Genomic DNA, 26,198 nt, shown 5'->3' on the forward strand with positions numbered 1-26,198 from the left:
CCGCTTCACCGGGGCCCGCTTCAGTGGGGCCCGCTTCACTGGGGCCGCAGAGCAACCTCAGACGTCGATGCGTTCTTTCGAGACGCCGGCGCCGTCGATGATGAACTCCTTGCGCGGAGCGACGTCGTTGCCCATGAGCAGTTCGAAGATCCGGGCGGCTTCTTCGGCATCCGACAGCTGCACTCGACGCAGCGTGCGGTAACGGCGGTCCATCGTCGTGCTCGCGAGCTGTTCTGCGTCCATCTCGCCGAGCCCCTTGTATCGCTGGATGGGGTCCTGATACCGACGCCCGCGGCGTTCGAGATCGGCGAGCACACCCCGGAGCTCCTGCTCCGAGTAGGTGTAGATGGTCTCGTTCGGCTTCGAGCCGGGGTTGATCGCGACGACGCGGTGCAGAGGCGGCACGGCCGCGAAGACCCTGCCGGCCTCGATCATGGGGCGCATGTAGCGGAAGAACAGCGTGAGCAGCAGAGTGCGGATATGCGCACCGTCGACATCGGCGTCGCTCATGATGATGACCTTGCCGTACCGCGCCTGGTCGAGTTCGAAGGTGCGACCAGAGCCCGCGCCGATCACCTGGATGATCGACGCGCATTCGGCATTGCCGAGCATGTCAGAGACGGACGCCTTCTGGACGTTCAGGATCTTGCCGCGGATTGGCAGGAGCGCCTGGTACTCGCTGTCGCGGGCGAGCTTCGCGGTGCCGAGTGCGGAGTCGCCCTCGACGATGAACAGCTCGCTCGATGCGGTGTCAGTGGAGCGGCAGTCGACGAGCTTCGCAGGCAGGGTCGAGTTCTCGAGGGCGTTCTTGCGGCGCTGAGTCTCCTTGTGCGCGCGCGCCGAGAGCCGCGACTTCATCTCGGCGACGATCTTTTCGAGCAGCAGCGACGTCTGGGCCTTGTCGTCGCGCTTGGTGGACGAGAAGCGCTCCTTCAGCCCTCGCGAGATCGCGTTGGAGACGATGCTCCGCACGGCCGGGGTGCCGAGAACCTCCTTCGTCTGGCCTTCGAACTGCGGCTCGGGCAGACGAACCGTCAGCACGGCCGTCAACCCGGCCAGCACGTCTTCCTTCTCGAGCTTGTCGTTGCCCACCTTGAGTCGGCGTGCGTTCGCCTCGACGTGAGCGCGGAAGGTCCGGAGCAGCCCTGCCTCGAATCCGGCCTGGTGCGTGCCGCCCTTCGGCGTCGAGATGATGTTCACAAAGCTCTTGGTGACCGTCTCATAGCCGGTGCCCCATCGGAGTGCGATATCGACGTGGGCCTCGCGTTCCACCTCGGTCGGGACCATATGCCCGTTCTCCTGCAGCACGGGCACGACCTCGGTGAACGTGCCGACATCGACGATGCGCCAGGTGTCGGTGAGCGGAGCGTCGATCGCGAGATGCTCGACGAACTCGGAGATGCCCCCTTCGAACAGGAACGTGTGCGTCTCCGGTGCCTCTCCGCGCTCGTCCGTGATGACGATCTCGAGGCCCGGCACCAGGAACGCGGTCTGCCGGGCACGCGCGATCAGCTCGTCGAGCTGGAAGGCTGCCCCCTTGGTGAACACTTGGGGGTCGGCCCAGTACCGCACGCGCGACCCGCTCACACCCTTCTTCACCTTGCCGACGACCCGCAACTCGCTCTTTGAGACGAAGGGCGTGAAGGCGGATGCCGGATCGGGTGCGCCGCGGTCTGCGAACACGCCCGGCTCGCCCCGGTGGAACGACATCGCCCACGTCTTGCCGTCGCGGTCGACCTCGACGTCCAGCCGCTCCGAGAGCGCGTTCACGACCGAGGCGCCGACGCCATGCAGGCCCCCTGAGGCCGCGTACGATGTCGAGCCGAACTTGCCGCCCGCGTGCAGCTTCGTGAAGACGACCTCGACACCCGAGAGCCCCGTCTTGGGCTCGATGTCGACGGGGATGCCGCGAGCTCGATCCCGCACCTCGACGCTGCCGTCAGCGTGCAGCACGATGTCGATCCGGTTGCCGTGCCCCGCGAGGGCTTCGTCGACAGAGTTGTCGATGATCTCCCAGAGGCAGTGCATCAGCCCACGCGAGTCAGTGGAGCCGATGTACATGCCGGGGCGCTTCCTGACTGCTTCCAACCCCTCAAGCACTGAGAGGTGTCGTGCGGAATAGTCGGAACTCGCCACTGGCTCTCCTCGGGTCGTGTGGTCGCCCCAGTCGGACTTGGAGTCCGCCGGGTGTCCGCGGTGCCCCGCGGTGACCGAACCAGCGTAATCACCACTCGGCTCGGCATTCGCTCGACACCCTGGACCACGCGCTACGCGGTCAGCGAAACAGCCCCCGTTGAGGCAGGTTCCCAGGGCGCGGCGTGTTTACACTGGTGAACCAAGTTTCCCCGAGTCGTAAGGAGCAGAGGATGTCTCGGATCACCACCGGCGACGCCATCGCGGAGCTGCCTGCCCGGCCGGAACTCACCGCGCTCGACCGCTGCGACAGTTGCGGGGCGCAGGCGTATGTGCGGGTCACGCTCGAGAGCGGAGAACTCTCGTTCTGCGCTCACCACGCTGCGAAGTTCGAGCAGAAGCTCCGTCCTGTGGCGCTCGAGTGGCATGACGAGACCGATCGTCTGCTCGCCGAGGTCGAACAGGAGCGCTGACGTTCAGGTCGCTGAACCCGACGTTCACCGACCAGCCGTTCACAGACCAACCGGGATCGAGTCGACGACCGGCCGCGCGGATCACCGCCGGCCGGTCGTCGCGTTCTCGGGCTGGTCGAGCTTGAGGCGTGCGAGTATGACGCGGCGGGCATCAGCAGCGATGGCATCAGCGCGTCGCGCGTGCTCATTGGTCGCGGTATAGCCGTCACCCAGGACCGAGGCGAGCACGTGGTCGGCCACGCCCGGGTTCTTGGCGAGCAGCGGCCCATGCATCGTCGTTGCGATCAGTCTGTCGTTGAGCACGCCTTCAGTGCCGTCGGCGCTGCCCGTCCCGTGCACCACTGCGCCGAGCGCACGCTCGCCAGTGGCCCTCCGGTACGCCCTGCCGTGGTTCTCGAAGCCCACGAGGCGGCCGAACCTCTCAGAGTCGATGACCAGGTCGTCGGTCGCACGCTGCTCCAGCGCGGTCGCGCGTCCCGAGAGGATGCCGAGGCCTTCCACCTCGTGACCGGCAACCGTCACTGCTTCTCCGAGCGCATCCAGGCCCGCACCGGCCGCGATGATGAAACAACCGTCTTCGTGCCAGTCGGTGAGCGCCTGCGCCCATTGGCGAAGACGCTCGATGACCTCCGCTGCGGCGGGGTCGCCGAAGGTGCCGATCACCACCGCGTCGGGGCGGCCCTTCGGGAGCTCCTCACCGAGAGCCACGGGAATCAGCTCTGCCGCGAAGCCGGCCCATCGGGCGCGCTGGGCGAGGACCACCGCGTTGCCAGCGTCGCCGTTCACGTTGAGCGGCTCGCCGCCGAGTGCGAGGAAGCGTGCAGACCCGATTGAAGTCTCGCGGCTCATCGCAGCCCCAGGTGAGCGCGGGTGCGCCGCATCGAATCGGCTGTGAAGATCACCGTCTTGATTCCGTTCTCCGGGTCGGGCAGCGCGAGGAACTCGTCGAGCGCGCGACCGAGATCGGGTTCGACACGATCGACTGCGACGCCTTGATACACCAGTTGAAGCGCGATCTCCGCGGCTTTCGATCCTGTGGCGTACTGCACTCGGCCGATGCGGGACGCGTCGACCGGCCAGAAGTATGAGGGGTCGCGCACATCGGACCCCATGGCGATCAGCACCTGGTCGATCCGCTCGGGCAACTCGTCGACATTCAGCTGGAAGCTCGCCGGGTTCTGCACGAGCACGAACTCCACCTCCCGGCCTCGCACCGTGACGATCTCGCCGCGCCCGAAGACCGGCTGGATGTCGCTCAGCGTCTCAGCCGCCAATTCGGCGTCGAAGCGCTCTCCGAGCAGTGCGCGGGCTGCGGCGATCGCGCCCGCAGCGTCAACGGCGAAATGCACGCCACGGGCCGGCATGGTCGCCATGATCGCCTCGGCGGGCGTGCCGATCGTGGTGTGGCGTCCGTTGACCGCTTCAACGATGGTCCCCTGCTCAATGCGGGCCGGAGTGGTGCGCGTGTAGCCGAGTCCGCGCGGGAGACTCTCGAACACCCGCCGACTCACACCGAAGCGATCGATGCGAGCGCGGATGCCGGGAAGGACCTCCGCCTCGAGCATCTGGTCGTCGCCGTTCGTCACGACGACTTCGGTAGCGCGCTCTGCGATGCGCCGCAGCATCCCGGCTACCTTCTCGGAATCGTGGAACCGGTCGATCTGGTCGGTCATCACGTTCGTCAGGAGCACGAGCCGGGCTTCGAGCTGCGGCGCGATGAGCGCCCCGTGGCCCTCGTCCATCTCCAGGACCGCCATATCGGCGTCGACGCGACCGCGCAGATCCGCGCGTTCGAGCAGCGCCGATGTGAGGCCCTGGGTGATGTTCGCCGTGGAGGGATTCGTGAAGACGCGAACGCCGTGCGACTCCAGCAGGGCGACGAGCATCTTCGTAGTCGTCGACTTGCCGCTCGAGCCGCTCACGATCACAAGGCCTTCGGGAAAGCCCTTCAGCGCACTGCGCAGGAATCCCGGTGCGATCCGGTTGACGACGAGGCCGGGCACGGCGGAGCCGCCCCCCGGCTTTCTCAGCCGGGCGAGCGTCCGCACCACGCGACCGATTGCGATCGCGGCGCCATAGCGCACGAAGGCCTACTCCAGGTAGTCGCGCAGCGACTGAGAACGCGACGGGTGGCGCAGCTTCGCCATGGTCTTCGACTCGATCTGGCGGATCCGCTCGCGGGTGACGCCGAACGTGTCGCCGATCTGGTCGAGGGTCTTCGGCTGGCCGTCGCCGAGCCCGAAGCGCATGCGGATCACGCCGGCCTCGCGCTCACTGAGCGAGTCGAGGAGGTTCTCGAGCTGACGCTGGAGCATGGTGAAGCCCACCGCGTCCGCCGGCACGACCGCTTCGGTGTCCTCGATGAGGTCACCGAACTCGCTGTCTCCGTCTTCGCCGAGCGGGGTGTGCAGCGATATGGGCTCGCGGCCGTACTTCTGCACCTCGACGACCTTCTCGGGCGTCATGTCGAGCTCGCGCGCCAGCTCTTCCGGAGTGGGCTCTCGGCCGAGGTCCTGCAGCATCTGCCGCTGAACTCGAGCCAGCTTGTTGATCACCTCGACCATGTGCACGGGAATGCGGATGGTGCGAGCCTGGTCGGCCATGGCACGCGTGATCGCCTGGCGGATCCACCAGGTCGCGTACGTCGAGAACTTGAAGCCCTTCGTGTAGTCGAACTTCTCCACCGCACGGATGAGGCCCAGGTTGCCCTCTTGGATGAGATCGAGGAACTGCATGCCGCGGCCGGTGTACCGCTTCGCCAACGACACCACGAGGCGCAGGTTGGCGCCAAGCAGGTGGCTCTTCGCGCGCTGTCCGTCGCGGGCGACCCACTCCAGCTCTCGCTTGAGCTTCTTGTCGATGTTGGGCGTGTTCGCCAGCTTGTCCTCGGCGAACAAGCCCGCTTCGATGCGCATGGCGAGCTCGACCTCTTCGGCGGCGTTCAGCAGCGCCACCTTGCCGATCTGCTTGAGGTAGTCCTTCACCGGGTCAGCCGTGGCGCCCGTGATCGCCGCGGAGTAGATGGGGATCTCGTCCTCATCGTCCTTCATCGACAGCACGATGGCGCCGCTGGGGAGCTCCTCGTCCTTGCCGGTCGAGACGGTCTCCTCCGACTCTTCAGCGGCCTCGTCGGTGGCGTCTTCGGCTGCTTCGGCGTCGTCTTCAACCTCGACGGGCTCGATCTCCTCGTCTTCCGCAGGCTCCTCAGAGGCAGCCTTGCCCCGCTTGGCGGCGGGCTTGCGGGTCGCCTTCTTCGGGGTCTTCGCGGCTTCCGCCGCGGCCTTCGCCTTGGGCTTCGCCGCTGCGCGCTTCTTCGGCGCCTCAGCCGTTTCCTCGCCTGCAGCGTCGTCGGACGCCGCCTTGGCGGTTCGCTTGGCCGGAGCCTTCGCCTTCGCGGCGGAGGCGCTCTTCGGTGCGGCATCCGCCTGAACCGCGCCCTCAACCGACGCCGCGGCCTCGATCGGCTCCTCGGTCGCCTTGACGGTGGGTTTGGTCTTGCTGGTTGCCATTCGAGCACCTTTCCGGCGTATCAGGGCAGTACTAAGACCCATGTCAAGTCGGCCGCGTTCACGCAGAACACAGGCGCCGGATGACCGGGTCTTCCTTCGATTATTGCACGTTCGGCGGCGCTGCCCCTCCCGCGCCTCCCGCTAGGAGCGGCGGCGACGCCAACGCTCACGAAGTACAACCGGCAAAGGGGTCACGTCTATTCCTTGCCGCCTCAGCTCGGCGCGGGTGCGACGCCTGGTGATCAGCATGAAGACGACGCCGGTGCCCACCACGAGATACTGCACGGCGAATGCCAGTCTGAAGCGCTCGTGGGCGTAGAGCTCGCTCGGGATGCCGCTGCCGCCGCTGAGCCGATCGAGCAGGTCGAGCACGAGCCCCACGAGGAACATCGTGGTGAACGTCGCGATGAATCCGCCCACGTTCACCACGCCGTTCGCGGAACCGAGGCTTCTCGTGGGGTTGAACATGCGCGCGAAGTCGAATCCGATGAGCGAAGCGGGGCCAGCAGCCGCGAGGACCATGACCGCGACCATCACGACCCAGAACGGTGGACTCCCCCAAGGCCAATAGAGCATCACCGACTGCGCCAGCACCATGAGCGCGATCACACCGAACACCAACGTGCTTCGGCGCATCGGGTATCGACCGCTCAGAGCACCGAGCACCGGTCCAGAGACGACCGTGGCGGCGACCATGAGGACGAGCAGAGTGGACGCAAGCGTGGGCCCGAATCCGAACCCGACCGAGAACAGCGGGAAACCCCAGAGCAGCGTGAGCACGTTACCGGGTGACTGCGTCGTGAAGTGGGTCCAGAATCCGAGCTGCGTCCCGGGCCTCCCGAGCGCCTGGACGAGGCGCTTGATGTTGCCGGTCGGCACCCCGATCGAGCCGGTGTCGACCGGCAGCCCCTCGGGCGCGTCCTTGATCACGATCAGCACGAGCACGATGGCGATCACCGACATCGCGGCGGCAGACAGGAATGCAGGGGTCCAGCCCGCTTCCCGCAGCACGATCGCCAGCGGGAACGCAGAGAGCACTTGTCCCGCCGCACCGAGCGAACCGAGCCACTGCGTCGCCTGCGACACCCGGCGCGGGCTGAACCACGACACCAGCAGGCGCGTCACCGAGATGAACGCGCTCGCATCGCCCGCTCCGACGAGCAGCCGCCCACCCACCGCCAGCGGCAGCGTCTCCGAGACCGCGAGCACCAGCTGCCCGGCGATCATGAGCACGCCTCCGGCGAGCAGCAACCGCTTCGGCCCGAAGCGGTCGATGAGTACGCCGACAGGGATCTGCAGCGCCGCATACACGATGAGTTGCACGACCGCGAGCATCGACAGTGCTGCGGCGGCGGCCGAGTAGCGCTCCGTCGCCTCGACCCCGGCGACCCCGAGCGAGCTGCGCTGCAGTACAGCCACCATGTAGGCGAAAACTCCTACGGCGAACACTGCCCAGGAACGCCGCGAATCCACTCGGTCAGTCTAGGCCGCGGGCGAGGCGCTCACCCGCTGAGCGGATGCTGCGCGATCCCGACGGGGCTTCAGCGACCCGACGACTTGCCGCCGTTCTGATCGTCGCGACGGCCGGCGAGGAAGCGCTCGAGCTCCGCGGCGATCGTCTCCGCCGACGGAAGCTCACCGGACTCGTCCATGAGCGGCGACGGCAGCGGATTGTCTTCCATATAGCTGTCGTGGCGCACCTCGAGCGTGTGCACGAGTCGCTCGAGCTCGGCGTTGCCGCGCACCTGCTCCTCGATCTTCGACACGAATTCGCGTCCCTCTTCACGCAGGCTGTCGGTGGGGAAGATCAAGCCGGTGCCGGCGCTGATGTTGTCGAGCGCCGCGAGCGCGGCCATGGGGAACTCGGTGTCGGCGAGGTAGTGAGGCACGAGCAGCACGAACCCCGCCACGGAACTGCCGCGCTGGTGGAGCCGGTGCTCGAGCAGGTGCAGCGCCGTCGCCGGCAACTGCGTATGCGGCCGCCAGATCGACAGCGACTCGATGAGATCGGCACGGTTACCGCTGACGGTCACGCCGATCGGACGTGTGTGCGGCACGGGCATGGGGATGGCGTGCACCCACACCGTCGTGCTGACCTCGAAGCGGTCGGTGAGCTCGAGCACAGCAGCGACGAACGCCTCCCAGTGGAAGTCGGGTTCGAAGCCGGTGAGCAGCAGGAACGGCGTGTCGAGATCGTCGCGCGCAAGCGACAGGCGCAGCTTCGGCGGGCGGTACGCCGTGAGGTGGTCCTGATCGAAGTACATCGTGGGGCGCCGCGCGCGGTAATCGAGCAACTCGTCGGTGTCGAACTCGGCGATGACATCCGACCGGAGTTCGTTGGTGAGGTAGTCGGTGAAGCCGCTCACCGCTCCCCCTGCGTCGGCGAACCCGGTGAGACCGGCGACCAGCGGCAGACCGGACGGCACATCGCGCGCGCCGTTCGTCAGCTGGTACAGGGTGGCGGGTTCACGCATGCCTCCAGCGTACTGGGCGAGGACGCAGCGGCCGGGTGGGGGCGGAGGTTCACAGCATCCGCTCGCCTCGTGTTGATGATTACCATGACTGCCATGACGCTCCCTCGACTTCGCATTGTCTCGGCACCCCTCGAAGACGCCAACGGCGACCTGCTCGTGATCGGCGTGCGCAAGACGCCCGACGGGCCGGTGCTCGCTGCGCCGGCCGGCACCGTGCCGAGCCTCGAGGGCTCGCTGTCGAAGCTCGGGGTCACCGGCGCATCCGATGAGCTCGCGCGGGTCCTGCCATTGCGCGACGGCGGGCCGGCAGTCGCGCTGGTCGGACTCGGCGAGGGACTCGACGAGCCCGCCCTCCGGAACGCGGCCGGCGCCGTGACCCGCCAGGTGCGCGGTCTCGATTCGATCGTGTTCGCTCTGCCGGTGACGGATGCCGCGAGTGCCCAAGCCGTGCTGGAGGGCGCAGCGCTCGGCTCCTACCGCTTCACCGAGTACCGCAGCGCCGCCGCTGAACCGACCTCGCGCCCCGCAGGTGAGATCACCGTGCTGGCGACGCTCGCCGACGAGGAGGCGGCGGCAGTCGTCGAGGCGGCCGAGACAAGCGCGTCTGCGATCGAACTCGTGCGCGACCTCGTCAACACTCCTCCCTCTGACCTCTACCCCGCGAGCTTCGCTGACCGTGCGGTGCGCGAAGCCGAGGCACTGCGACTCGAGGTCGAAGTGCTCGACGAGGCGGCCCTCGCCGAAGGCGGCTATGGCGGTCTGCTCGGCGTCGGTCGAGGCTCGAGCCGCGGCCCGCGCCTCGTGCGAGTTCGGTACGCGCCCGAAGGCGCCCAGCGCCACCTCGCGCTCGTGGGCAAGGGGATCACCTTCGACACGGGCGGCCTGTCACTGAAGCCCGCGGCGTCGATGGTTGGAATGAAGTACGACATGACGGGGGCGGCGACGGCGCTCGCGGTGCTGCTCGCCGTCGCGCGCCGCGAGCTCCCGGTGCGTCTCACGGCGTGGCTCTGCCTAGCGGAGAACATGCCGTCCGGCGATGCGATCCGGCCGAACGACGTGCTCACGATGCTCGGCGGAAAGACTGTCGAGGTGCTGAACACCGATGCCGAGGGGCGGCTCGTTCTCGCGGATGGACTCGTCGCGGCATCCGAGGAGCGCCCTGACGCCATCATCGACATCGCCACGCTGACCGGTGCAGCGAAGGTCGCGCTCGGCGACCGCTACACCGCGATCATGGGCGATGACACGCTCGCGTCCGAGCTCGTGGCGGCCGGTGAGGGCTCGGGCGAGCTCTTCTGGCAGCTCCCCCTGCCCGGCTACCTGCGCGAGGTGCTTCGCTCGGACGTCGCCGACATCGCGAATGCCAAGCCTGGGAACACTGCGGCAGGCACGATGCTCGCCGGCGTCTTCCTGCAGGAGTTCGTGGGCGACCAGGGCGAGAACGGCGAGAGGATCCCCTGGCTGCACCTCGACATCGCGAGCACCGCCAACAACGAGGGTTCGCCGCGAGGTCACCTCGGCGCCGGACCGACCGGTGTCGGCGTCCTCTCACTCATCGCACTCGCGGAGCAGGTATCTCAGGCGTAGTAGTGTCGAGTGGGCGACAAACCGCCAACTCTAGACCGCCCGTCGACGCCGGCGAGGCGCTGCAATCCTGACCTCGAGGGAGTGACTGGGTGTCGGAACAGAACTTTGATCTTGTAGTTCTCGGCGGAGGAAGCGGTGGTTACGCCGCCGCGCTCCGAGCGAGCCAGCTCGGCATGAGCGTCGCGCTGATCGAGAAGGACAAAGTCGGCGGCACCTGCCTTCACGTCGGTTGCATTCCCACGAAGGCGCTGCTGCACGCGGCGGAGGTCGCGGACTCGGCCCGCGACGCCGCGAAGATCGGTGTCAACGCGACGCTCGAGGGCGTCGACATCAACGCGGTGAATTCGTACCGCGAAGGCATCATCGCGAGCAAGTTCAAGGGCCTGCAGGGCCTGATCAAGGCGCGCGGCATCACGACGATCGACGGCTTCGGCACCCTCACCTCGCCGACCACAGTGCAGGTGGGCGACCAGACCATCACGGGCAAGAATGTCGTGCTCGCCACCGGTTCGTACTCGCGGACGCTGCCGGGCCTCGAGATCGGCGGCCGCGTCATCACGTCGGAGACGGCGCTGAAGCTCGACTGGATCCCTCGCCGCGCGGTGATCCTCGGCGGCGGCGTGATCGGTGTGGAGTTCGCGAGCGTCTGGCGTTCGTTCGGCGCTGAGGTGACGATCGTCGAGGGCCTGCCGCACCTGGTGCCCAACGAAGACGAGTCGATCAGCAAGCAGCTCGAGCGCCAGTTCCGCAAGCGCGGCATCGAGTTCTCCACGGGCGTGCGCTTCCAGTCCGTCACGCAGAGCGACCAGGGAGTCGTGGTGACGCTCGAGAACGGCAAGACGTTCGACGGCGACATCCTTCTGGTCGCGGTCGGCCGTGGACCCGCGACCTCCGGTCTCGGCTTCGAGGAGGTCGGCATCGAGATGGAGCGCGCTTTCGTCAAGACCGATGCGCGCCTGCAGACCTCGGTGCCGGGGGTCTACGCCGTCGGCGACATCGTGCCCGGCCTGCAGCTCGCGCACCGCGGCTTCCAGCAGGGAATCTTCGTCGCCGAGGAGCTCGCCGGTTTGAACCCGGTGGTCATCGAGGATATCAACATCCCGAAGGTCACCTACTGCGACCCCGAGGTCGCTTCGATCGGCCTCAGCGAGGCGAAGGCGAACGAGCAGTACGGCGCCGACAAGGTCGCCACCTACGACTACAACCTGGCGGGCAACGGCAGGAGCAGCATCCTGGGCACGGCCGGTTCCGTCAAGGTCGTGCGGGTGGTGGACGGCCCCGTCGTGGGCGTGCACATGATCGGCGCGCGGGTCGGCGAGTTGATCGGTGAAGCGCAGCTCGCCGTCAACTGGGAGGCGTACCCCGAAGACATCGCGCCGCTCATCCACGCGCACCCGACTCAGAACGAGGCCCTTGGGGAAGCATTCCTCGCCATCGCGGGCAAACCGCTGCACGCACTCTGACCTCGCGTTCACAGCGCGAACTAAGCTAAGAGCCACTCGAGGGCTAGAAGGAGCATCATGAGCCAATCCGTCAACCTCCCGGCGCTCGGTGAGAGCGTCACCGAAGGCACGGTCACACGCTGGCTGAAGAACGTCGGCGATCGCGTCGAAGTCGATGAGCCGCTGCTCGAAGTGTCGACCGACAAGGTCGACACCGAGATTCCGTCGCCGGTGGCGGGCGTCATCGAGGAGATCCTCGTGCCAGAGGACGAGACCGTCGAGGTCGGCGCACCGCTCGTGCGGATCGGTGACGGATCCGGTGGTGGCGAGAACGCCGCACCGTCTGCTGGCGAGGAGGCTGCAGAGCCGCAGCAGGCGGAGCAGCCCGAGCAGAGCGCGCCGGTCGAGGACCAGCAGCAGACGCAGGAGCAGCCCGCGCAAGCCGAGACCCAGGCTGAGGAGGAGCAGGCACAGGCTGTGCCCGCGCCGACCGCGGAGCCCAGCACCGAGCGCGAGGAGCCGCTTGCGGCTCCGCAGGCCGAGCAGCCCTCTGAGCCGCAGCCCGCCGCTCAGGCAGAGCAGCCGGCCGCACCCGCCCCGCCGGCTCCCCCGGCCCCGCCGGCTCCGCCCGCTCCGGCGGCGGCAGCCCCGGAAGCTCCTTCCGCCGACGAGGGCCAGGCTGAAGAGGTCGTCGCGCCGTCCGGCTCGAACGCGGGCTACGTCACTCCGATCGTTCGCAAGCTCGCGAACGATCGGGGCGTCGACCTCAACTCGATCACCGGCACCGGCGTAGGCGGCCGCATCCGCAAGCAGGACGTGCTCGATGCAGCGGAGTCTGGCGCGGGCGCGAAGGCTGCAGCGCCGACGAAGCTCGAGGTGTCGCCCTTGCGCGGCACGTCGGCACCGATGTCGCGCCTTCGCAAGGTCGTGGCGGAGCGCGCTGTGCAATCCATGCAGTCCACTGCGCAGCTCACCACGGTTGTGGAGGTCGACGTCACCAAGGTCGCTGGGCTTCGCGACCGGGTGAAGGGCGAGTTCCAGCAGAAGACCGGGAACAAGCTCTCGTTCATGCCGTTCTTCGCGAAGGCGGCCAGTGAAGCGCTGCAGGCGTACCCGATCATCAACGCCACGGTCGACGGCGACAACATCGTCTACCCCGAGACTGAGAACCTCAGCATCGCGGTCGACACCGAGCGCGGTCTGCTGACGCCCGTGGTCCGTGACGCGGCGACGCTGAACATCGCCGAACTCGCCGACCAGATCGCCGACCTCGCGGATCGCACCCGGTCGAACAAGCTGCGGCCGGACGAGCTCGCAGGCGGAACGTTCACGCTCACCAACACCGGCTCGCGCGGAGCGCTCTTCGATACGCCTGTCGTGTTCCTGCCGCAGTCGGCGATCCTCGGCACGGGGATCGTCACGAAGCGGCCGGTGGTGGTCAGCACCGATTCCGGCGATGCGATCGCCGTTCGCTCGACCGTCTACCTGGCTCTGTCGTACGACCACCGCATCATCGACGGGGCGGATGCCGCCCGGTTCCTCGTTGCGGTGAAGAACCGACTCGAAGAGGGAGCGTTCGAAGGCGACCTCGGCATCTGATCCGCTCGGGATCTGATGCAGCTCAGGAGCTGATCCACTCATTCGGACGCGTCGAAGTACGCCCTGAACCGCCATCCGGCCTCGGTCCGCACCAACAGGACCGAGGCCGTTGGTGTTTCCGCGGCGGCGGGCGGCTCCACTGCCCCCAACACATCTCCCGCCCGGAGCGCGACGAGCGCGCTGTCGCCGTAGTCGTCGACCAGCTCGAGGCGTGCCTCCGGAAGCAGCTCCGGCTCAAGCCTGCCGCCGCTGGTCACCTGGTCCATCCCGAGCGCATCTGAGCGTTCGGCCGACGAGCCAGGCTCCACGACGGCACGCAGGCATGAGCGCTGCGCTTCCCGAAAGCACTCCTGCCGGGCAGCCAGCAGGAGTGCCGCAGCAGCCACGGGGTCGTCTCCCCCGATGATGGGATCCCCCTCGGGCGCCGACTGGACCGGGCTGGAATGAGCATCCGGACCAAGGGATTCGACCGACTGCCCAGCAGAGCTCATGCGCTCTCCGCCCTCGTCGCCAGGTTGCAGCAGAAGAACAGCGGCCGCGAGCGTTGCCGCCGCGCCCGCGACCCCCAAGATGCGAGAACGGGCGGAGAGGGCCATCCAACGCGCCCGCACGTCGTAGAGCCGCGCCGCGAAGAGCGAGCGAGCGTCGGTGCCACTGGTTTCTCCGCCCTCCCGGTTCGATCGTCGAAACCCGGCGATCGAGTTCCACGCGCGATCCGGCCATTCGAGCAGCGCCCCCAACAACGACGCCGGTGCACGCGCTTCCTCGCTCTGCGGGGGCGGCACGGAGCTCACTCTCTCGCGCAGCACGGGCTCTACGGGTTGCTGCGCCCGCGACTGCGCCGAGGCGCTGAACGCGGTACGCATCAAGGCGGCAGCCCCGCCGGCATCCGCTCGTTCCGCCATGCCCGCGCCGCCGGGTGCGAACTGCCCGCTGAGCAGGGGATGAGGATGGTGCCCAGCAGCCGACGCATCGACGCCTGGTGCGCGTCGCTCGAAGTCGACGGGCGCTGCCAAGGCTGCCCGGTGGAGCCATGCCCCGAAATCGCCGAGGCTGCGAGGTGGTGGTGAGAGAGACGCGGCCGACTCGGCGTCGATCGACTCCAAGAGGAGAGTGAGGAGCGCATCGCGGTCGGCGAAGCTGCGGTCGCGGTGGTCGATGGCAGCGGCACGGTCGGAAACGACCGTCTGACGACTGCTCCCCCAGCCGAGCAAGTACGGTGCTCCGTGCCGGTCGAACCCGATATGCGTCGCGTCGATGGCGCCGTGGGAGATGCCCAACTCGTGCAGTTCGGCCAGCGCCGCCGCGATCGGAGCGAACACGGTCACCGCTTCACCGAGCGTCAGGTGGCCTCGCACGGCGAGCAGGCCGCTGAGCGTGCCGCGTTCGAGTCGATCGAACACGAGGACCGGTACCCCGTAGTCCAGAGAGCTCACGTCGAGCAGTGGCACGGCGCGCGTGAGAGGTCCATGCCCGAGCACGGCCAGTTCGGCCTCTGCCGCAGCAGCAGCGGCGCGCGTGCGTGGCACCTTCAATGCGACCGGTGCTTCTCCGGGAGCGATGCCCAGGAGCACTTGGCACCGAAGCCCCATGCCCAGCTCGCCGACGACGCGGTAGCCGCCGATGGTGCGAAGCGGCCCGCCAGCAGGCGCACTGAGGTCGAGCACTCCAGGGTTCCCATCCGGCGATCGCATGGAGGCAGTGTGCAGCGAGCGATCGTCGCCTGGACTCACCCCGCTGCGCGAGGCCGCGCTCGGAGGCGGTGACGAACTGGGGAGGAGCCGACCCTGCGGCATTGGAGCCTTCGCGCGCGGCTATCCTTGAAGTCATGGCACGAGCCTCCAAGACTCCGAAAGAACCCGGCCGCATGAAGCAGATGTGGCAGGTCTTCCAGATGACCCGCCGCTACGACTCGAAGGCCGTCTGGTACATGTTGGCGGCGTTCCTGCTGCCGGTCGCCGCCGGCGTCGTCGCGGCGTTCCTGCTGGCGCCGGGCAACGTCGTGGGGTTCATCCTCTACGTCGTCGCAGGCGTTCTCGCGGGTGTGCTGGGTCTGCTCATCGTGCTGGGACGGCGCGCCGAGCGAGCTGCCTACGGGCAGATCGCCGGGCAGCCGGGTGCCGTCGGCGCAGTGCTCAAGAGCTCGCTCCGCCGAGGTTGGCAGGCGAGCGAGATGCCAGTGAATGTCAGTCCACGCACCCAGGATGCCGTCTACCGCGCTGTCGGGCGCGGCGGCGTCGTGCTCATCGGCGAGGGCCCGCGCTCGCGCACCACGCGCATGCTCGAGGACGAGCGCAGGAACATCGCACGCGTCATTCCCAATGTGCCGATCAACTTCCTCTACGTCGGTCCCGATGAGGACTCGGTCCCGCTGCACAAGATCGTGCGCTCTCTCAACCAGTTCAAGCGCGTGCTGAACAAGCCCGAGATCCTTGCGGTCTCCAACCGTCTCAACTCCCTTGGCAAGGGCGGGCTGCCCATCCCTAAGGGCGTCGACCCGTTCAAGGTCCGCGCGCAGCGCCCACGCTGATCGAGCGCTATGCGGTCCGGAACGCAGCGCTCGTCAGACCCGCACCAGCACGGTGCCGGCAAGTCTGTCGTGCATGCCGCGCTGGTCGGAATCCCAGATGACCGCTGGGATGACAACGCAGATGAGCAGCGTTCGAAGCGCCGGCCGGAGCACGCCGTTGTACCGTCCATCGAGTCGCACGACCCTCATCCGCATGATGAGATGGCCGATGCTCCCACCCGCGGTCGCGATCATCGCGATCTGCATGACGGCGTAGATGCTCATCATCACGAGACCATCGCCCTCGAAGAAGGCCATCGCGATCACGTAGGCGAGTGCCCAGTCGATGGCGAACGCCGCGAGGCGCACACCCACCCTGGCGATCGAACGGGGCCCGCTTTCGGGAAGCCCCAGGCGTTTTCCAGGCCAATCGGTCGAAGAGAGCATTGCGTCGGACACCGTCTGATCCTAACCGCGGCTCCCCGCGTAACATCGCGGAAACATCTGCGATACGCCGGTGCAACACCGGCTGTCTACCGTCATCAAAGGCCGCGCACGTAGCCACCCCTCCCAGCATCCAGGCAGGAGCAACACCACCATGTTCAGCGACGCATCCGAAGTACTCGCGTTCATCAAGGAGACCGACGTCAAGTTCGTCGACATCCGTTTCACCGACCTCCCGGGGGTGCAGCAGCACTTCAACATCCCCGCTTCGACGGTGGACGAGGAGTTCTTCGAATCCGGTCAGCTGTTCGACGGGTCATCCATCCGCGGCTTCGCGTCGATCCACGAGTCCGACATGCAGCTCATCCCCGATGTGACGACCGCCTACATCGATCCCTTCCGTGCGCAGCGCACGCTCGTGATGGTGTTCGACATCCACAACCCCCGCAGCGGAGAGATCTACTCGCGCGACCCCCGTCAGGTGGCGAAGAAGGCCGAGAAGTACCTGGCATCGACCGGGATCGCCGACACCGCGTTCTTCGCCCCCGAGGCGGAGTTCTACATCTTCGACGACGTGCGCTACGAGGTGAACCAGCACTCGAGCTTCTACGCGGTCGACTCGAGCGAGGGCGCATGGAACTCGGGGCGGGTCGAAGAGGGCGGCAACCTCGCGAACAAGACGCCCTTCAAGGGCGGCTACTTCCCCGTCAGCCCGGTCGACCAGCACGCTGACCTGCGCGACGACATCGTGCTGCACCTCGAGGATGCGGGTCTCCAGGTCGAACGCAGCCACCACGAGGTCGGCACCGCCGGCCAGGGCGAGATCAACTACCGCTTCGATACCATGGTGCGCGCGGCAGACGACATCCTGAAGTTCAAGTACATCGTCAAGAACACCGCCCTCGAGTGGGGCAAGACCGCGACGTTCATGCCGAAGCCCATCTTCGGCGACAACGGCTCCGGCATGCACACGCACCAGTCGCTCTGGAACGGCGGCGAGCCTCTCTTCTACGATGAGGCCGGCTATGGCGGCCTGAGCGATCTCGCACGCTGGTACATCGGCGGGCTCCTGAAGCACGCGCCAGCGGTGCTCGCGTTCACCAACCCGAGCATCAACAGCTATCACCGCCTGGTTCCCGGCTTCGAGGCGCCGGTCAACCTCGTGTACTCGGCCGGCAACCGCTCGGCTGCGATCCGCATCCCGATCACCGGCACGAACCCGAAGGCGAAGCGCATCGAGTTCCGTGCTCCGGATGCCGCTGCGAACCCGTACCTCGCATTCGCCGCGCAGCTGATGGCGGGGCTCGACGGCATCAAGAACCGCATCGAGCCGCACGAGCCGATCGACAAGGACCTGTACGAGCTTCCCGCGGAAGAGGCGAAGAACATTCCGCAGGTACCCGCATCACTCGACGATGCCCTGCGCGCGCTCGAAGCGGATCACGAGTTCCTGCTCGCCGGCGGCGTCTTCACCAAGGATCTGATCGACACCTGGATCGCCTACAAGCGCGAACACGAGATCCTGCCGCTCGCCCAGCGCCCCCACCCCTACGAGTACGAGCTGTACTACGGCGTGTGACGACCGAGCTCCTCGGAGCCGCGTCGAGCTGACCGCAGCAGCGCGGTCCGCGGAATCAACGACAGAGCCCGCCCGGCGATCGCCCGGGCGGGCTCTGTCGTCGGCAGGGTGCCGAGGAGGATTCGACCGGCGCCGGGAAGATCGATCCTTGCGGCACCAGCCGTTCCCTGAGAGGGTCGCCGCTACTCGCAGGCGATGCCGTCGCCGTCCCGGTCGAGGTGCTTGCCGTACCCAGGATCGCCTGAATAGACGGGTGCAGCGCCCGCCGCACGAGCTGCGGAACAGTTCTTGTAGTAGACGTCGGCGGGAGCCGGGGCGGGTGCTGGCGCCGGCGCGGGAGCCGGGGCGGGAGCCGGGGCGGGTGCAGGCTCGGCAGGGGCCGGGGAAGGTGGGGGCTCCGCGGGAGCCGGCGCTGCCACGACGGGGACCGGTGCGAACGTGGAGGTGACGCCAGGCTCGTTCGGGCACGCACTGAGCACGCGTGCCATGGCGTCCTTCTCCGCTTGCGTCACCCAGAGCCCGTAGGTCGCCTTGACCGAGATCTGACGCGCCACGTACGCGCAGCGGAACGACTTGTTCGCGGGAAGCCAGGTAGCAGCATCACCGTCGCGCTTCTGGGCATTCGATGCGCCGTCGACCGCGAGGAGGTTCAGGGGGTCGTTCGCAAACGAGACGCGCTGCGCCTGCGTGAGCTGCTGGGCGCCCTTCTGCCAGGCGTCCGACAACGCCACTACATGGTCGATCTGCACGAGGGTCGAGGTGGTGTTCCCCCTCACGAACGACACCGTCTGCGCGGTGTACGGCGAGACGAGCGTGCCCGTCAGTACCTTGCACGGCCCCTCCCGCACTACATCGGTCAGATCCCGCGCGAGCATGTCGTTGCGCGTGTCGCAGCCATTGCGATCGACGTCGAGCCAACCGTCACCGAACCGGGCCTCGCGGTCGTACCCGGTCTTCGGCGCGCGGCCCTTCACCGGCAACGACGCCAGCAGTTCGAGCGCTGTACTGTTCGTGACGGATGCATCGGCGACGGTCTGCGCCTCTTCGGCCGGGCTCTTCGCCGTGGCGGGGTCGGCAGGCGCCTCGTCGGTGAACTCGAATCCGGGCTCGACTTGCTCTGCGGGCTCGACATCCGGTTCGGTTTCGACGACCGGGGCTGCCTGAGGCGTCGGTGCGCGAGGATGAGTCGCCGCGTACACCGAGCTTCCGAGGCCTGTCACGAAGAAGGCACCGACGAGCGCGCCGGCGGCGAGCTTCCTCGACGGCAGGCGCAGCCAAGTCTTGCGCCCCGTCACGAGTGCATAGACCGCGAAGCCTGCGCCGATCAGGCCCAGCATGATCAGAAGGCCGCCGACCCCTGTGGATAACGCTGCTGTCAGCAGGAGAAGCCCTACGATCGGAAGCGTCACCCACTGGATGGTGGTGAACTTGACTCGGGTGCGGGGTCGCGGGTCTGTCATTCGTCCTCAATCGGGTTTTCGGGAACCTTTCAACGATACGGATCGCAATCGCCCCCGCACGGCCCCCACATCGAGGGTCCAATCGCGCGTCTTGGAGAGCGGTCGCGCGCGCCGGCATGACCAGTAGGGGCGCGTAGCATTCGCGCATGAGCGACGCACAGCGGCGCACCGTGCCAGCCAGGCCCGATCCGCTGCGCCCGCTCCGCCGCCTCAGTGGCGGGGCCGGCATGCCCTTGGTCGTCGCATTGATCGCCGGAATCGCCGTCGTGGTGTGGTTCGGGATCGCTGTGGCGACGAGTTCAGAGTGGAGCCGGGCGGAGAGCCGAGTTCTCGGGGCGCTGATTCCCCAGCATCGGCCCGTGCCCGATGCCGTTGCCTTGGCGATCGACGCCGTGTTCGATCCAGCACCCGCACTCGCGATCACGATTGCCGTCGCGACCGCCGTCGCGGCAGCGACGCGCGACATCGCTCGCGCTGCCACCTTCGCGCTCACCGTGCTCGTCTCCTGGCGGACCGGTGAACTGGTGAAGCTCCTCGTGCAGCGCGCCCGTCCTGACGTGCTCGACAACGGGCACTCGCATGCCGACCTCGTGAGCTCCACCGCGTATCCGAGCGGACACGTGGGGTTCGCCACGGCGCTCAGCATCGGCATCCTGGTGCTTGCACGCGACCACCGTCGGCGATCGACGATCGTCTCGCCCGCGTGCGTTCTGTTCGTCGCGGTCGTCGCCTACTCGCGCATGTATCTGGGGCTGCACTACCCCACGGATGTGCTCGCGGGCGCAGTGCTCGCCATGTGCGTCGCCGGCGTGTTCCTGGCCTGGTGGCTGAATCGCGCACTCCCGGTGCTCACGATGGCGGCAGGGTGGCTCCGGCCGCCGTCATGGCGACCCTGACCGCTGAACCGCGGACCAGTCACTCGCCGTAGAACTCCCGCTCGAAGACGCGGCGGGCGAGCCGGGTGGCGCGCAGATAGTCGTGCTCGAGCTCTGCCGCGTGGCCAGGCGGGTACCCCATGACGCGAGCCACACCCTCGAGCTCATTCCAGTCGATGGGCAGGATGTCGGATGCGGCCCCGCTCCAGAGGGTCGTGGCCGACCGCGCGCGGGTGGCGATCATCCAGGCATCACGGAGCACGTCGGCATCGGCGTGCTGCACGAGACGCGCGTCAAGAGCCGCGCTGAGGGCATCGAGCGTGCTGGTCGTGCGAAGCGCGGGGAGCCCGTGCCCGTACTGGAGTTGCAGCAACTGCACGAACCATTCCACATCGCTGAGCGATCCGCGGCCGAGCTTCAAGTGACGCGACGGGTCTGCCGCCTGCGGAAGGCGCTCCGCCTCCACACGAGCCTTCACGCGCTTCACCTCGCGCACCTCGTGCTCCGTCAGTCGCGCCGGGTAGCGAACCTCGTCTGCGAGAGCCTCGAAGTCGTCGATCAACTCCTGGTCTCCTGCGACGCCACGGGCGCGCAGCAGCGCCTGAGCCTCCCAGGTGAGCGACCAGCGCGCGTAGTACGCACGATACGAGTCGAGCGAGCGGACGATGGGGCCGTTCTTCCCTTCTGGTCGCAGTGATGCGTCGAGGTCGAGCGGCAAGCGCAAGTCGTCGCTCGCCTCGACAAGCGCGCGCACCAGTCGCTCCGCCATTCGGCGGCTGCCGGGGCCGTCCGCTCCGTCACCGCTGCCGGAGACTTCCGAGCGATACACGTACATCACATCGGCGTCCGACCCGAAGCCCAGCTCTGCCCCGCCGAACCGACCCATGGCGATCACCGCGAACTGGATGCCGTCGACACCGCGCCTGGCGCTCGCGAGTGCGCCCTGCAGGAACGCGGTGTTGATGTCAGCGATCGCGCGGCCCACCTCCTTCGTGCTGATCACGCCGAGCAACGAGGCCAGGGCCACCCTGAGCATCTCTCTTCGTCGAGCGGCGCGAAGGGCGTTCACGGCCGCCCCAGACGACTCGTGCCTCGCGGTGGTGGCCAGCGCTTCGTCGAGCAGCGACTGCGCGGCGCGGGGGCGAAGCTCGCTGTCGTTCTCGAGCCATGCGGCGGCATCCGGCGTTCGCTCGAGCAGTCTCGTGGCGTAGCGCGACCCTGAGAGCACCTGCGCAAGGCGGTGCGCCGCGGCAGTCGAATCGCGCAGCATCCGGAGATACCAGTACGCCTCTCCGAGGTCTTCGCTGACCCTGCGGAAGGCGAGGAGCCCGTGGTCAGGGTCGGCGCCCTCTGAGAGCCACTCGAGCATGACTGGCAGCAGCGTGCGTTGGATCGCGGCGCGTCGCGAGACGCCGGCCGTGAGCGCCGCGATGTGCCGCAACGCCCCGACCGGGTCGACGAACCCGATCACCGCGAGACGAGCTGCCGCCTGCTCGCCGGAGAGCGCCGCGCCTTCCTCCGGCAGCGCGGCCACGGCCGACAGCAGCGTTCGGTAGAACAGCCGAAGATGCAACGAGCGCACCGCCCGCTTCACCCGCTCCCACGCGGCGATCAGCTCGTCGGCGTTGGCGAACATGCCGGTGGCCCGTGCGAGCACGCGCAGCGCCTCGGCATCGGTCGGCATGAGGTGCGTGCGCCGCAGCTTCGCCAACTGCAGCCTGTGCTCGAGCAGTCGGAGCAGCCGGTAGTCCTCGGAGAACTCCACGGCCTCCGCCCGCCCCACGTACCCACCCTCCGCAAGCGCCGCGAGGGCCGAGAGCGTCGAGCCCTGGCGGATGCCGTCGTCGTACTGCCCGTGCACCAACTGCAGCAACTGCACCGTGAACTCGATATCGCGAAGCCCGCCCGGCCCCAGCTTCAACTGCACATCGCGCTGCTCGCTCGGCACATGCTCGGTCACGCGCTCCCGCATGCCCTGTACCGAAGCCACGAAGCCCTCACGACCAGCACTCGCCCAGACGAGGGGCGCGAGGGTCTCCACGTAGCGCCTGCCGAGGTCGGCATCCCCTGCCAGAGGCCGCGCCTTCAGCAGCGCCTGGAACTCCCAGATCTTGGCCCAGCGCTCGTAGTACGCCAGGTGCGATTCGAGGGTCCGCACGAGCGCGCCGTCCTTGCCCTCGGGACGGAGGTTCGCGTCGACCTCCCACAGCGGCGGTTCGACCGATGGCTCGCTGATGATGGCGATGGCGGATCGTGCGAGCGACGTCGCGATCGACAGCATCCGCGTGTCGTCGATCGCGTCATCGCGGCGCTCGGCGACGAAGATCACATCGACGTCGCTCAGGTAGTTGAGCTCGCGGCCGCCCGCCTTGCCCATGCCGATGATCGCGAGGGAGGTTGCCGCGAGGGCCTCGGGTGCCGCCCGCGAATCGCGCCGGGCCAGCTGCAATGCGACGTGCAGCGCCGCTCCGGCGAGATCGGCCAGCGCGGCTGCGACGGGCTCGACGGCATCTCTCGGGTCTGCCTGCTCGAGGTCCCACGCTGCGAGCGAGAGAACCGCACGTCGATAGGCGACCCTCAGCGCATCCTGTGCCGCAACTCCTGTCGATGCTGCTGCGGCCGCGGCGAACTCGGCCTCGTACTCGAGCTGGCTGCGGGGGCCAGGGGCGTCGAACAGCACTTCGGCATGCTCGGGATGCCGCATGAGGAACTGCGCGAGCCCGCTGGAGGCGCCGAGCACTCGGATGAGACTCGCCGTTGCCTGCTCATCGGCGAGCAGCCGGTCGAACATCTCGGGGTCTTTGTCTCGGAGCTGCTCGACTTCGCGAAGCGCCTGATCGGGGTCGGCAGCGCCCGCGAACAGCGGCACCGATTCGGGCGGCAACTCCTGCAGACGATCGCGCGCAGCAGAGAGCTCGGTGAACCCCAGCCGCGCGAGTTCAGCGAGCGTGCTCGGGATGCGAGACATCGTGCTGGGGCTCCGAATCTACTCGGCTCAGAGCAGCGACAGGTTCTTCTCGAGCTCGTACGGCGTCACCTGGTCGCGGTAGTCGGCCCAGTCCTTGCGCTTGTTGAGCAGCACGTAGTTGAAGACCCGCTCGCCGAGCGTCTCGGCAACGAGCTCCGATTCCTCCATCAGCGCGACGGCACGGTCGAGGCTCGCCGGCAGCGGCTTGTAGCCGAGGGCGCGGCGCTCGGCATCCGTCATGCTCCACACGTCTTCGACCGCCTCAGGCGGCAGCTCGTAGCCCTCCTCGATGCCCTTGAGCCCCGCGGCAAGCAGCAGCGCATAGGCGAGGTAGGGATTCGCTGCAGAGTCGATGGCGCGGTACTCGACCCGCGCACTGGTGCCCTTGCCCGGCTTGTAGAGCGGAACGCGCACGAGCGCCGACCGGTTGTTGTGCCCCCACACGACATAGCTGGGGGCCTCATCGCCGCCCCAGAGCCGCTTGTACGAGTTCACGAACTGGTTCGTGACCGCCGTGATCTCGGGAGCGTGCGTGAGCAGGCCCGCGATGAACTGCCGCCCGATGCGGGAGAGCTGGTACTGCGCGCCGGGTTCGTGGAATGCGTTGGTGTCGCCTTCGAAGAGCGACATGTGCGTGTGCATGCCGGAGCCGGGGTGACCGGCGAGCGGCTTCGGCATGAACGTGGCGTACACGCCCTGCTCGATGGCCACCTCCTTGATCACGGCTCGGAACGTCATGATGTTGTCGGCGGTGGTCAGCGCGTCGGCGTAGCGCAGATCGATCTCGTTCTGCCCGGGGCCGACCTCGTGGTGGCTGAACTCGACCGAGATGCCGAGATCCTCCAGCATCCGCACCGACTGGCGACGGAAGTCGTGCGCTGTGCCGCCCGGCACGTTGTCGAAGTAGCCGGCCTGGTCCACTGGCACGGGCCGTCCGTCGACGAGTTCGCTCGACTTCAGCAGATAGAACTCGATCTCCGGATGCGTGTAGAAGCTGAAGCCCTGATCGGCAGCCTTGGCGAGCACTCGCTTGAGCACGTTGCGCGGGTCGGCGACGGCGGGCTGCCCGTCAGGCGTGAGCACGTCGCAGAACATGCGCGCGGTGGCGTCGACTTCGCCCCGCCAGGGCAGGATCTGGAACGTCGCAGGGTCGGGCTGCACGAGCACATCCGCCTCGTACGACCTGGTGAGCCCCTCGATGGCTGACCCGTCGATGCCGATGCCCTCGTTGAAGGCACCCTCGACCTCGGCCGGTGCGATCGCGACGCTCTTCAACGTGCCGAGCACGTCGGTGAACCAGAGCCGCACGAACTTCACACCACGTTCCTCGATCGTTCGAAGCACGAAGTCGCGTTGCTTGTCCATCTGGCTCCTCGTCGACCACCCCTGGGGAGCCCTCCCCAGCGCTATTAGGGTACTTCGTATGCCCCGCCTGCGCGTCGCACTAGCCCAGTTGAACCCGGTGCTCGGAGACCTCGAAGGGAATTCCGACCGCATCCTCGATGCCGCCCAGCGAGCGGCTGAACAGGGCGCGCAGGTGCTCGCCGTCGGCGAGTGCGCGCTCTCCGGCTATCCGATCGAGGATCTCGCCGGCCGCGCCTCCTTCTTGCGTGCGTGTGGGCAGCAGGTGGAGGAACTCGCCGTGCGGCTGACGGAGCGCGGTCTCGGTGAGCTGATCGTCATCGTCGGCCACCCTGACGGCCCCCACGAAGCGTCGGGACTCGCGGGCGACCGCACGCCGAGCGCCATCGCGCAGAATGCCGCGAGCGTGCTGCAGCACGGCCGAGTGCAGGCGCGCTACGCCAAGCATCACCTTCCGAACTACGCGGTCTTCGACGAGTACCGCACGTTCATTCCTGGCCGCGACCACGTGGTGCTCGACATCGGCGGATGCCGCGTCGCCGTGCTGATCTGCGAGGACCTCTGGCGTGACGCCGGACCGGTGGCGGAACTCAAGAACGTCAAGCCCGGACTGATCCTGACCATCAATGCGTCGCCCTTCGAACGCGACAAGCAGCAGGTGAGGCTCCCGCTCGTGCAGCAGCGAGCGAGAGAGGCGAACGCGCCGCTGGCGTACGTGAACATCGTCGGCGGTCAAGACGATCTGGTCTTCGACGGCGACAGCCTGGTGGTCGACGCCTCGGGCACCGTCGTCGCCCGTGCGCCCCAGTTCGAGGAGCATGTGCTCGTCACCGATATCGACGTCGTCGAAGCGGCCGCAGACGCTCCCCCGGCGACCGTCACGCTCGAACCGCGTACCGTCGCCGGCGACGTCCTCGAGCCGACGATCAACGAGCCGGGGCCGGTCGAGCAGCAGGTCTGGAACGCGCTCGTGCTCGGCACGCGCGACTACGTGAACAAGAACCGGTTCCCCTCGGTGGTGCTGGGGCTGTCGGGCGGCATCGACTCAGCCGTCTGTGCCGTAATTGCGGCCGACGCCATCGGGGCCGACCGCGTCCACGCCATCTCGCTGCCCAGCCGGTACTCGAGCGAGCATTCTCGAACGGATGCCGACGAGCTGGCCGAACGCGTCGGCATCCGGTACTCGATCGAGCCCATCGCCGACCTGGTATCCCCCATCGAGCAGCAGTTGGAACTCAGCGGGGTGGCCGCCGAGAACCTGCAGGCGCGGGTGCGCGCGATCGTGCTGATGGCTGCGTCGAACATGCACGGTCATCTCCTGCTGACGACCGGGAACAAGAGCGAGATCTCTGTGGGCTACTCGACCATCTACGGAGACTCCGCCGGCGGATTCGCCCCGATCCGTGACGTGCCGAAGAGCCTGGTCTGGAAGCTCGCCACCTGGCGGAACGAGTACGCCGCCGCGCACGGCCGCACACCGCCCATCCCGGAGAACAGCATCACGAAACCGCCGAGCGCCGAGTTGCGGCCCGACCAGACTGACCAGGACTCGCTGCCGCCGTATGAGGTGCTCGACCCGATTCTCGATGCATACGTGACCCGCAATCTCGGCGTGGATGAGATCGTCGCCCTCGGATACGACGCCGGGATCGTCTCGGATGTGGTGCGGCTCGTCGACCACAGCGAGTGGAAGCGTCGACAGGGCGCGATCGGCCCCAAGATCAGCGCCGTCGCCTTCGGCAGGGATCGCAGGCTTCCGATCACGTATCGTCCGTCGCAGTAGG

General features: G+C 67.8%; 19 protein-coding genes. 8 read left to right on the plus strand and 11 right to left on the minus strand.

Annotated features, from left to right (window positions below):
- Nucleotides 1–57 precede the first annotated feature (57 nt).
- Nucleotides 58–2,136, minus strand: coding sequence for a DNA gyrase/topoisomerase IV subunit B (locus tag ABV606_RS00175; RefSeq protein WP_353987906.1), 2,079 nt, complete (start codon nucleotides 2,134–2,136; stop codon nucleotides 58–60).
- A gap of 230 nt (nucleotides 2,137–2,366) precedes the next feature.
- On the opposite strand from ABV606_RS00175, the gene ABV606_RS00180 reads away from it, so the two are divergent.
- Nucleotides 2,367–2,606: a DUF7455 domain-containing protein gene (locus tag ABV606_RS00180; RefSeq protein ID WP_281487786.1), complete on the plus strand. Its 240-nt coding sequence runs from the start codon at nucleotides 2,367–2,369 to the stop codon at nucleotides 2,604–2,606.
- An 81-nt stretch (nucleotides 2,607–2,687) separates the two neighbouring features.
- Here ABV606_RS00180 and ABV606_RS00185 read toward each other — a convergent pair whose 3' ends face one another.
- The 5 genes from ABV606_RS00185 to ABV606_RS00205 form a co-directional block, all read right to left on the minus strand.
- A complete protein-coding gene (locus tag ABV606_RS00185) occupies nucleotides 2,688–3,455 on the minus strand; it encodes a hypothetical protein (protein WP_353987907.1) in 768 nt (255 codons plus the stop codon).
- Entirely contained in the window at nucleotides 3,452–4,690 is a 1,239-nt protein-coding gene (locus ABV606_RS00190) for a Mur ligase family protein (RefSeq protein ID WP_353987908.1), read from the minus strand. The genes ABV606_RS00185 and ABV606_RS00190 overlap by 4 nt, the downstream gene beginning before the upstream one ends.
- Nucleotides 4,691–4,696: 6 nt before the next feature.
- Nucleotides 4,697–6,157 carry an RNA polymerase sigma factor gene (locus ABV606_RS00195; protein ID WP_353987909.1) on the minus strand — a complete coding sequence of 487 codons (1,461 nt, stop codon included), beginning with the start codon at nucleotides 6,155–6,157 and terminating at the stop codon, nucleotides 4,697–4,699.
- Nucleotides 6,158–6,256: 99 nt separating this feature from the next.
- Nucleotides 6,257–7,537: an MFS transporter gene (locus tag ABV606_RS00200; RefSeq protein ID WP_353987910.1), complete on the minus strand. Its 1,281-nt coding sequence runs from the start codon at nucleotides 7,535–7,537 to the stop codon at nucleotides 6,257–6,259.
- A gap of 119 nt (nucleotides 7,538–7,656) precedes the next feature.
- The gene (locus tag ABV606_RS00205; protein WP_353987911.1) at nucleotides 7,657–8,589 is read right to left on the minus strand and encodes a proteasome assembly chaperone family protein; all 933 of its coding nucleotides are present in this window, start codon (nucleotides 8,587–8,589) and stop codon (nucleotides 7,657–7,659) included.
- 93 nt (nucleotides 8,590–8,682) lie between these two features.
- Here ABV606_RS00205 and ABV606_RS00210 point away from each other — a divergent pair, with 93 nt between their 5' ends.
- The 3 genes from ABV606_RS00210 (at nucleotide 8,683) to sucB (ending at nucleotide 13,217) form a co-directional block, all read left to right on the plus strand.
- Nucleotides 8,683–10,176, plus strand: a complete 1,494-nt coding sequence (locus tag ABV606_RS00210) for a leucyl aminopeptidase (RefSeq protein WP_353987912.1) — start codon at nucleotides 8,683–8,685, stop codon at nucleotides 10,174–10,176.
- An 89-nt stretch (nucleotides 10,177–10,265) separates the two neighbouring features.
- Nucleotides 10,266–11,639, plus strand: a complete 1,374-nt coding sequence (gene lpdA / locus ABV606_RS00215) for a dihydrolipoyl dehydrogenase (RefSeq protein WP_353987913.1) — start codon at nucleotides 10,266–10,268, stop codon at nucleotides 11,637–11,639.
- A gap of 57 nt (nucleotides 11,640–11,696) precedes the next feature.
- Nucleotides 11,697–13,217, plus strand: a complete 1,521-nt coding sequence (gene sucB, locus ABV606_RS00220) for a 2-oxoglutarate dehydrogenase, E2 component, dihydrolipoamide succinyltransferase (protein WP_353987914.1) — start codon at nucleotides 11,697–11,699, stop codon at nucleotides 13,215–13,217.
- 38 nt (nucleotides 13,218–13,255) lie between these two features.
- Here sucB and ABV606_RS00225 read toward each other — a convergent pair whose 3' ends face one another.
- Nucleotides 13,256–14,911 carry a hypothetical protein gene (locus ABV606_RS00225; RefSeq protein ID WP_353987915.1) on the minus strand — a complete coding sequence of 552 codons (1,656 nt, stop codon included), beginning with the start codon at nucleotides 14,909–14,911 and terminating at the stop codon, nucleotides 13,256–13,258.
- A gap of 134 nt (nucleotides 14,912–15,045) precedes the next feature.
- Between ABV606_RS00225 and ABV606_RS00230 the strand changes: the two genes are divergently transcribed.
- The gene (locus ABV606_RS00230) at nucleotides 15,046–15,747 is read left to right on the plus strand and encodes a DUF4191 domain-containing protein (RefSeq protein WP_353987916.1); all 702 of its coding nucleotides are present in this window, start codon (nucleotides 15,046–15,048) and stop codon (nucleotides 15,745–15,747) included.
- A gap of 33 nt (nucleotides 15,748–15,780) precedes the next feature.
- On the opposite strand, the gene ABV606_RS00235 is transcribed toward ABV606_RS00230, so the two are convergent.
- Nucleotides 15,781–16,185: an RDD family protein gene (locus ABV606_RS00235; protein WP_435415141.1), complete on the minus strand. Its 405-nt coding sequence runs from the start codon at nucleotides 16,183–16,185 to the stop codon at nucleotides 15,781–15,783.
- A 139-nt stretch (nucleotides 16,186–16,324) separates the two neighbouring features.
- On the opposite strand from ABV606_RS00235, the gene glnA reads away from it, so the two are divergent.
- Nucleotides 16,325–17,749 (plus strand): type I glutamate--ammonia ligase, encoded by a 1,425-nt coding sequence (glnA, locus tag ABV606_RS00240; RefSeq protein WP_281487775.1) that lies wholly within the window; start codon nucleotides 16,325–16,327, stop codon nucleotides 17,747–17,749.
- A 182-nt stretch (nucleotides 17,750–17,931) separates the two neighbouring features.
- On the opposite strand, the gene ABV606_RS00245 is transcribed toward glnA, so the two are convergent.
- Nucleotides 17,932–19,209: a GmrSD restriction endonuclease domain-containing protein gene (locus ABV606_RS00245; protein WP_353987917.1), complete on the minus strand. Its 1,278-nt coding sequence runs from the start codon at nucleotides 19,207–19,209 to the stop codon at nucleotides 17,932–17,934.
- A gap of 146 nt (nucleotides 19,210–19,355) precedes the next feature.
- Between ABV606_RS00245 and ABV606_RS00250 the strand changes: the two genes are divergently transcribed.
- Nucleotides 19,356–20,105, plus strand: coding sequence for a phosphatase PAP2 family protein (locus tag ABV606_RS00250; RefSeq protein WP_353987918.1), 750 nt, complete (start codon nucleotides 19,356–19,358; stop codon nucleotides 20,103–20,105).
- Between the two features lie 19 nt (nucleotides 20,106–20,124).
- Here ABV606_RS00250 and ABV606_RS00255 read toward each other — a convergent pair whose 3' ends face one another.
- On the minus strand, nucleotides 20,125–23,052 hold the full coding sequence (locus ABV606_RS00255; RefSeq protein WP_353987919.1) for a bifunctional [glutamine synthetase] adenylyltransferase/[glutamine synthetase]-adenylyl-L-tyrosine phosphorylase: 2,928 nt from the start codon (nucleotides 23,050–23,052) through the stop codon (nucleotides 20,125–20,127).
- Between the two features lie 27 nt (nucleotides 23,053–23,079).
- Nucleotides 23,080–24,417, minus strand: coding sequence for a glutamine synthetase family protein (locus tag ABV606_RS00260; RefSeq protein ID WP_281487758.1), 1,338 nt, complete (start codon nucleotides 24,415–24,417; stop codon nucleotides 23,080–23,082).
- A gap of 58 nt (nucleotides 24,418–24,475) precedes the next feature.
- On the opposite strand from ABV606_RS00260, the gene ABV606_RS00265 reads away from it, so the two are divergent.
- A complete protein-coding gene (locus ABV606_RS00265) occupies nucleotides 24,476–26,197 on the plus strand; it encodes an NAD+ synthase (protein ID WP_353987920.1) in 1,722 nt (573 codons plus the stop codon).
- Nucleotide 26,198 lies beyond the last annotated feature (1 nt).

Origin of the sequence: Ruicaihuangia caeni, assembly GCF_040536845.1 — a bacterium.
In the GTDB taxonomy this organism is placed as follows: domain Bacteria; phylum Actinomycetota; class Actinomycetes; order Actinomycetales; family Microbacteriaceae; genus Ruicaihuangia; species Ruicaihuangia caeni.

Coding starts and splice junctions, on each gene's coding strand:
- ABV606_RS00180 (WP_281487786.1), top strand. CDS start 2,367: ATGTCTCGGATCACCACCGGCGACGCCATCGCGGAGCTGCCTGCCCGG.
- ABV606_RS00185 (WP_353987907.1), bottom strand. CDS start 3,455: ATGAGCCGCGAGACTTCAATCGGGTCTGCACGCTTCCTCGCACTCGGC.
- ABV606_RS00195 (WP_353987909.1), bottom strand. CDS start 6,157: ATGGGTCTTAGTACTGCCCTGATACGCCGGAAAGGTGCTCGAATGGCA.
- ABV606_RS00200 (WP_353987910.1), bottom strand. CDS start 7,537: ATGGTGGCTGTACTGCAGCGCAGCTCGCTCGGGGTCGCCGGGGTCGAG.
- ABV606_RS00205 (WP_353987911.1), bottom strand. CDS start 8,589: ATGCGTGAACCCGCCACCCTGTACCAGCTGACGAACGGCGCGCGCGAT.
- ABV606_RS00210 (WP_353987912.1), top strand. CDS start 8,683: ATGACGCTCCCTCGACTTCGCATTGTCTCGGCACCCCTCGAAGACGCC.
- sucB (WP_353987914.1), top strand. CDS start 11,697: ATGAGCCAATCCGTCAACCTCCCGGCGCTCGGTGAGAGCGTCACCGAA.
- ABV606_RS00225 (WP_353987915.1), bottom strand. CDS start 14,911: ATGCGATCGCCGGATGGGAACCCTGGAGTGCTCGACCTCAGTGCGCCT.
- ABV606_RS00230 (WP_353987916.1), top strand. CDS start 15,046: ATGGCACGAGCCTCCAAGACTCCGAAAGAACCCGGCCGCATGAAGCAG.
- glnA (WP_281487775.1), top strand. CDS start 16,325: ATGTTCAGCGACGCATCCGAAGTACTCGCGTTCATCAAGGAGACCGAC.
- ABV606_RS00245 (WP_353987917.1), bottom strand. CDS start 19,209: ATGACAGACCCGCGACCCCGCACCCGAGTCAAGTTCACCACCATCCAG.
- ABV606_RS00250 (WP_353987918.1), top strand. CDS start 19,356: ATGAGCGACGCACAGCGGCGCACCGTGCCAGCCAGGCCCGATCCGCTG.
- ABV606_RS00255 (WP_353987919.1), bottom strand. CDS start 23,052: ATGTCTCGCATCCCGAGCACGCTCGCTGAACTCGCGCGGCTGGGGTTC.
- ABV606_RS00260 (WP_281487758.1), bottom strand. CDS start 24,417: ATGGACAAGCAACGCGACTTCGTGCTTCGAACGATCGAGGAACGTGGT.
- ABV606_RS00265 (WP_353987920.1), top strand. CDS start 24,476: ATGCCCCGCCTGCGCGTCGCACTAGCCCAGTTGAACCCGGTGCTCGGA.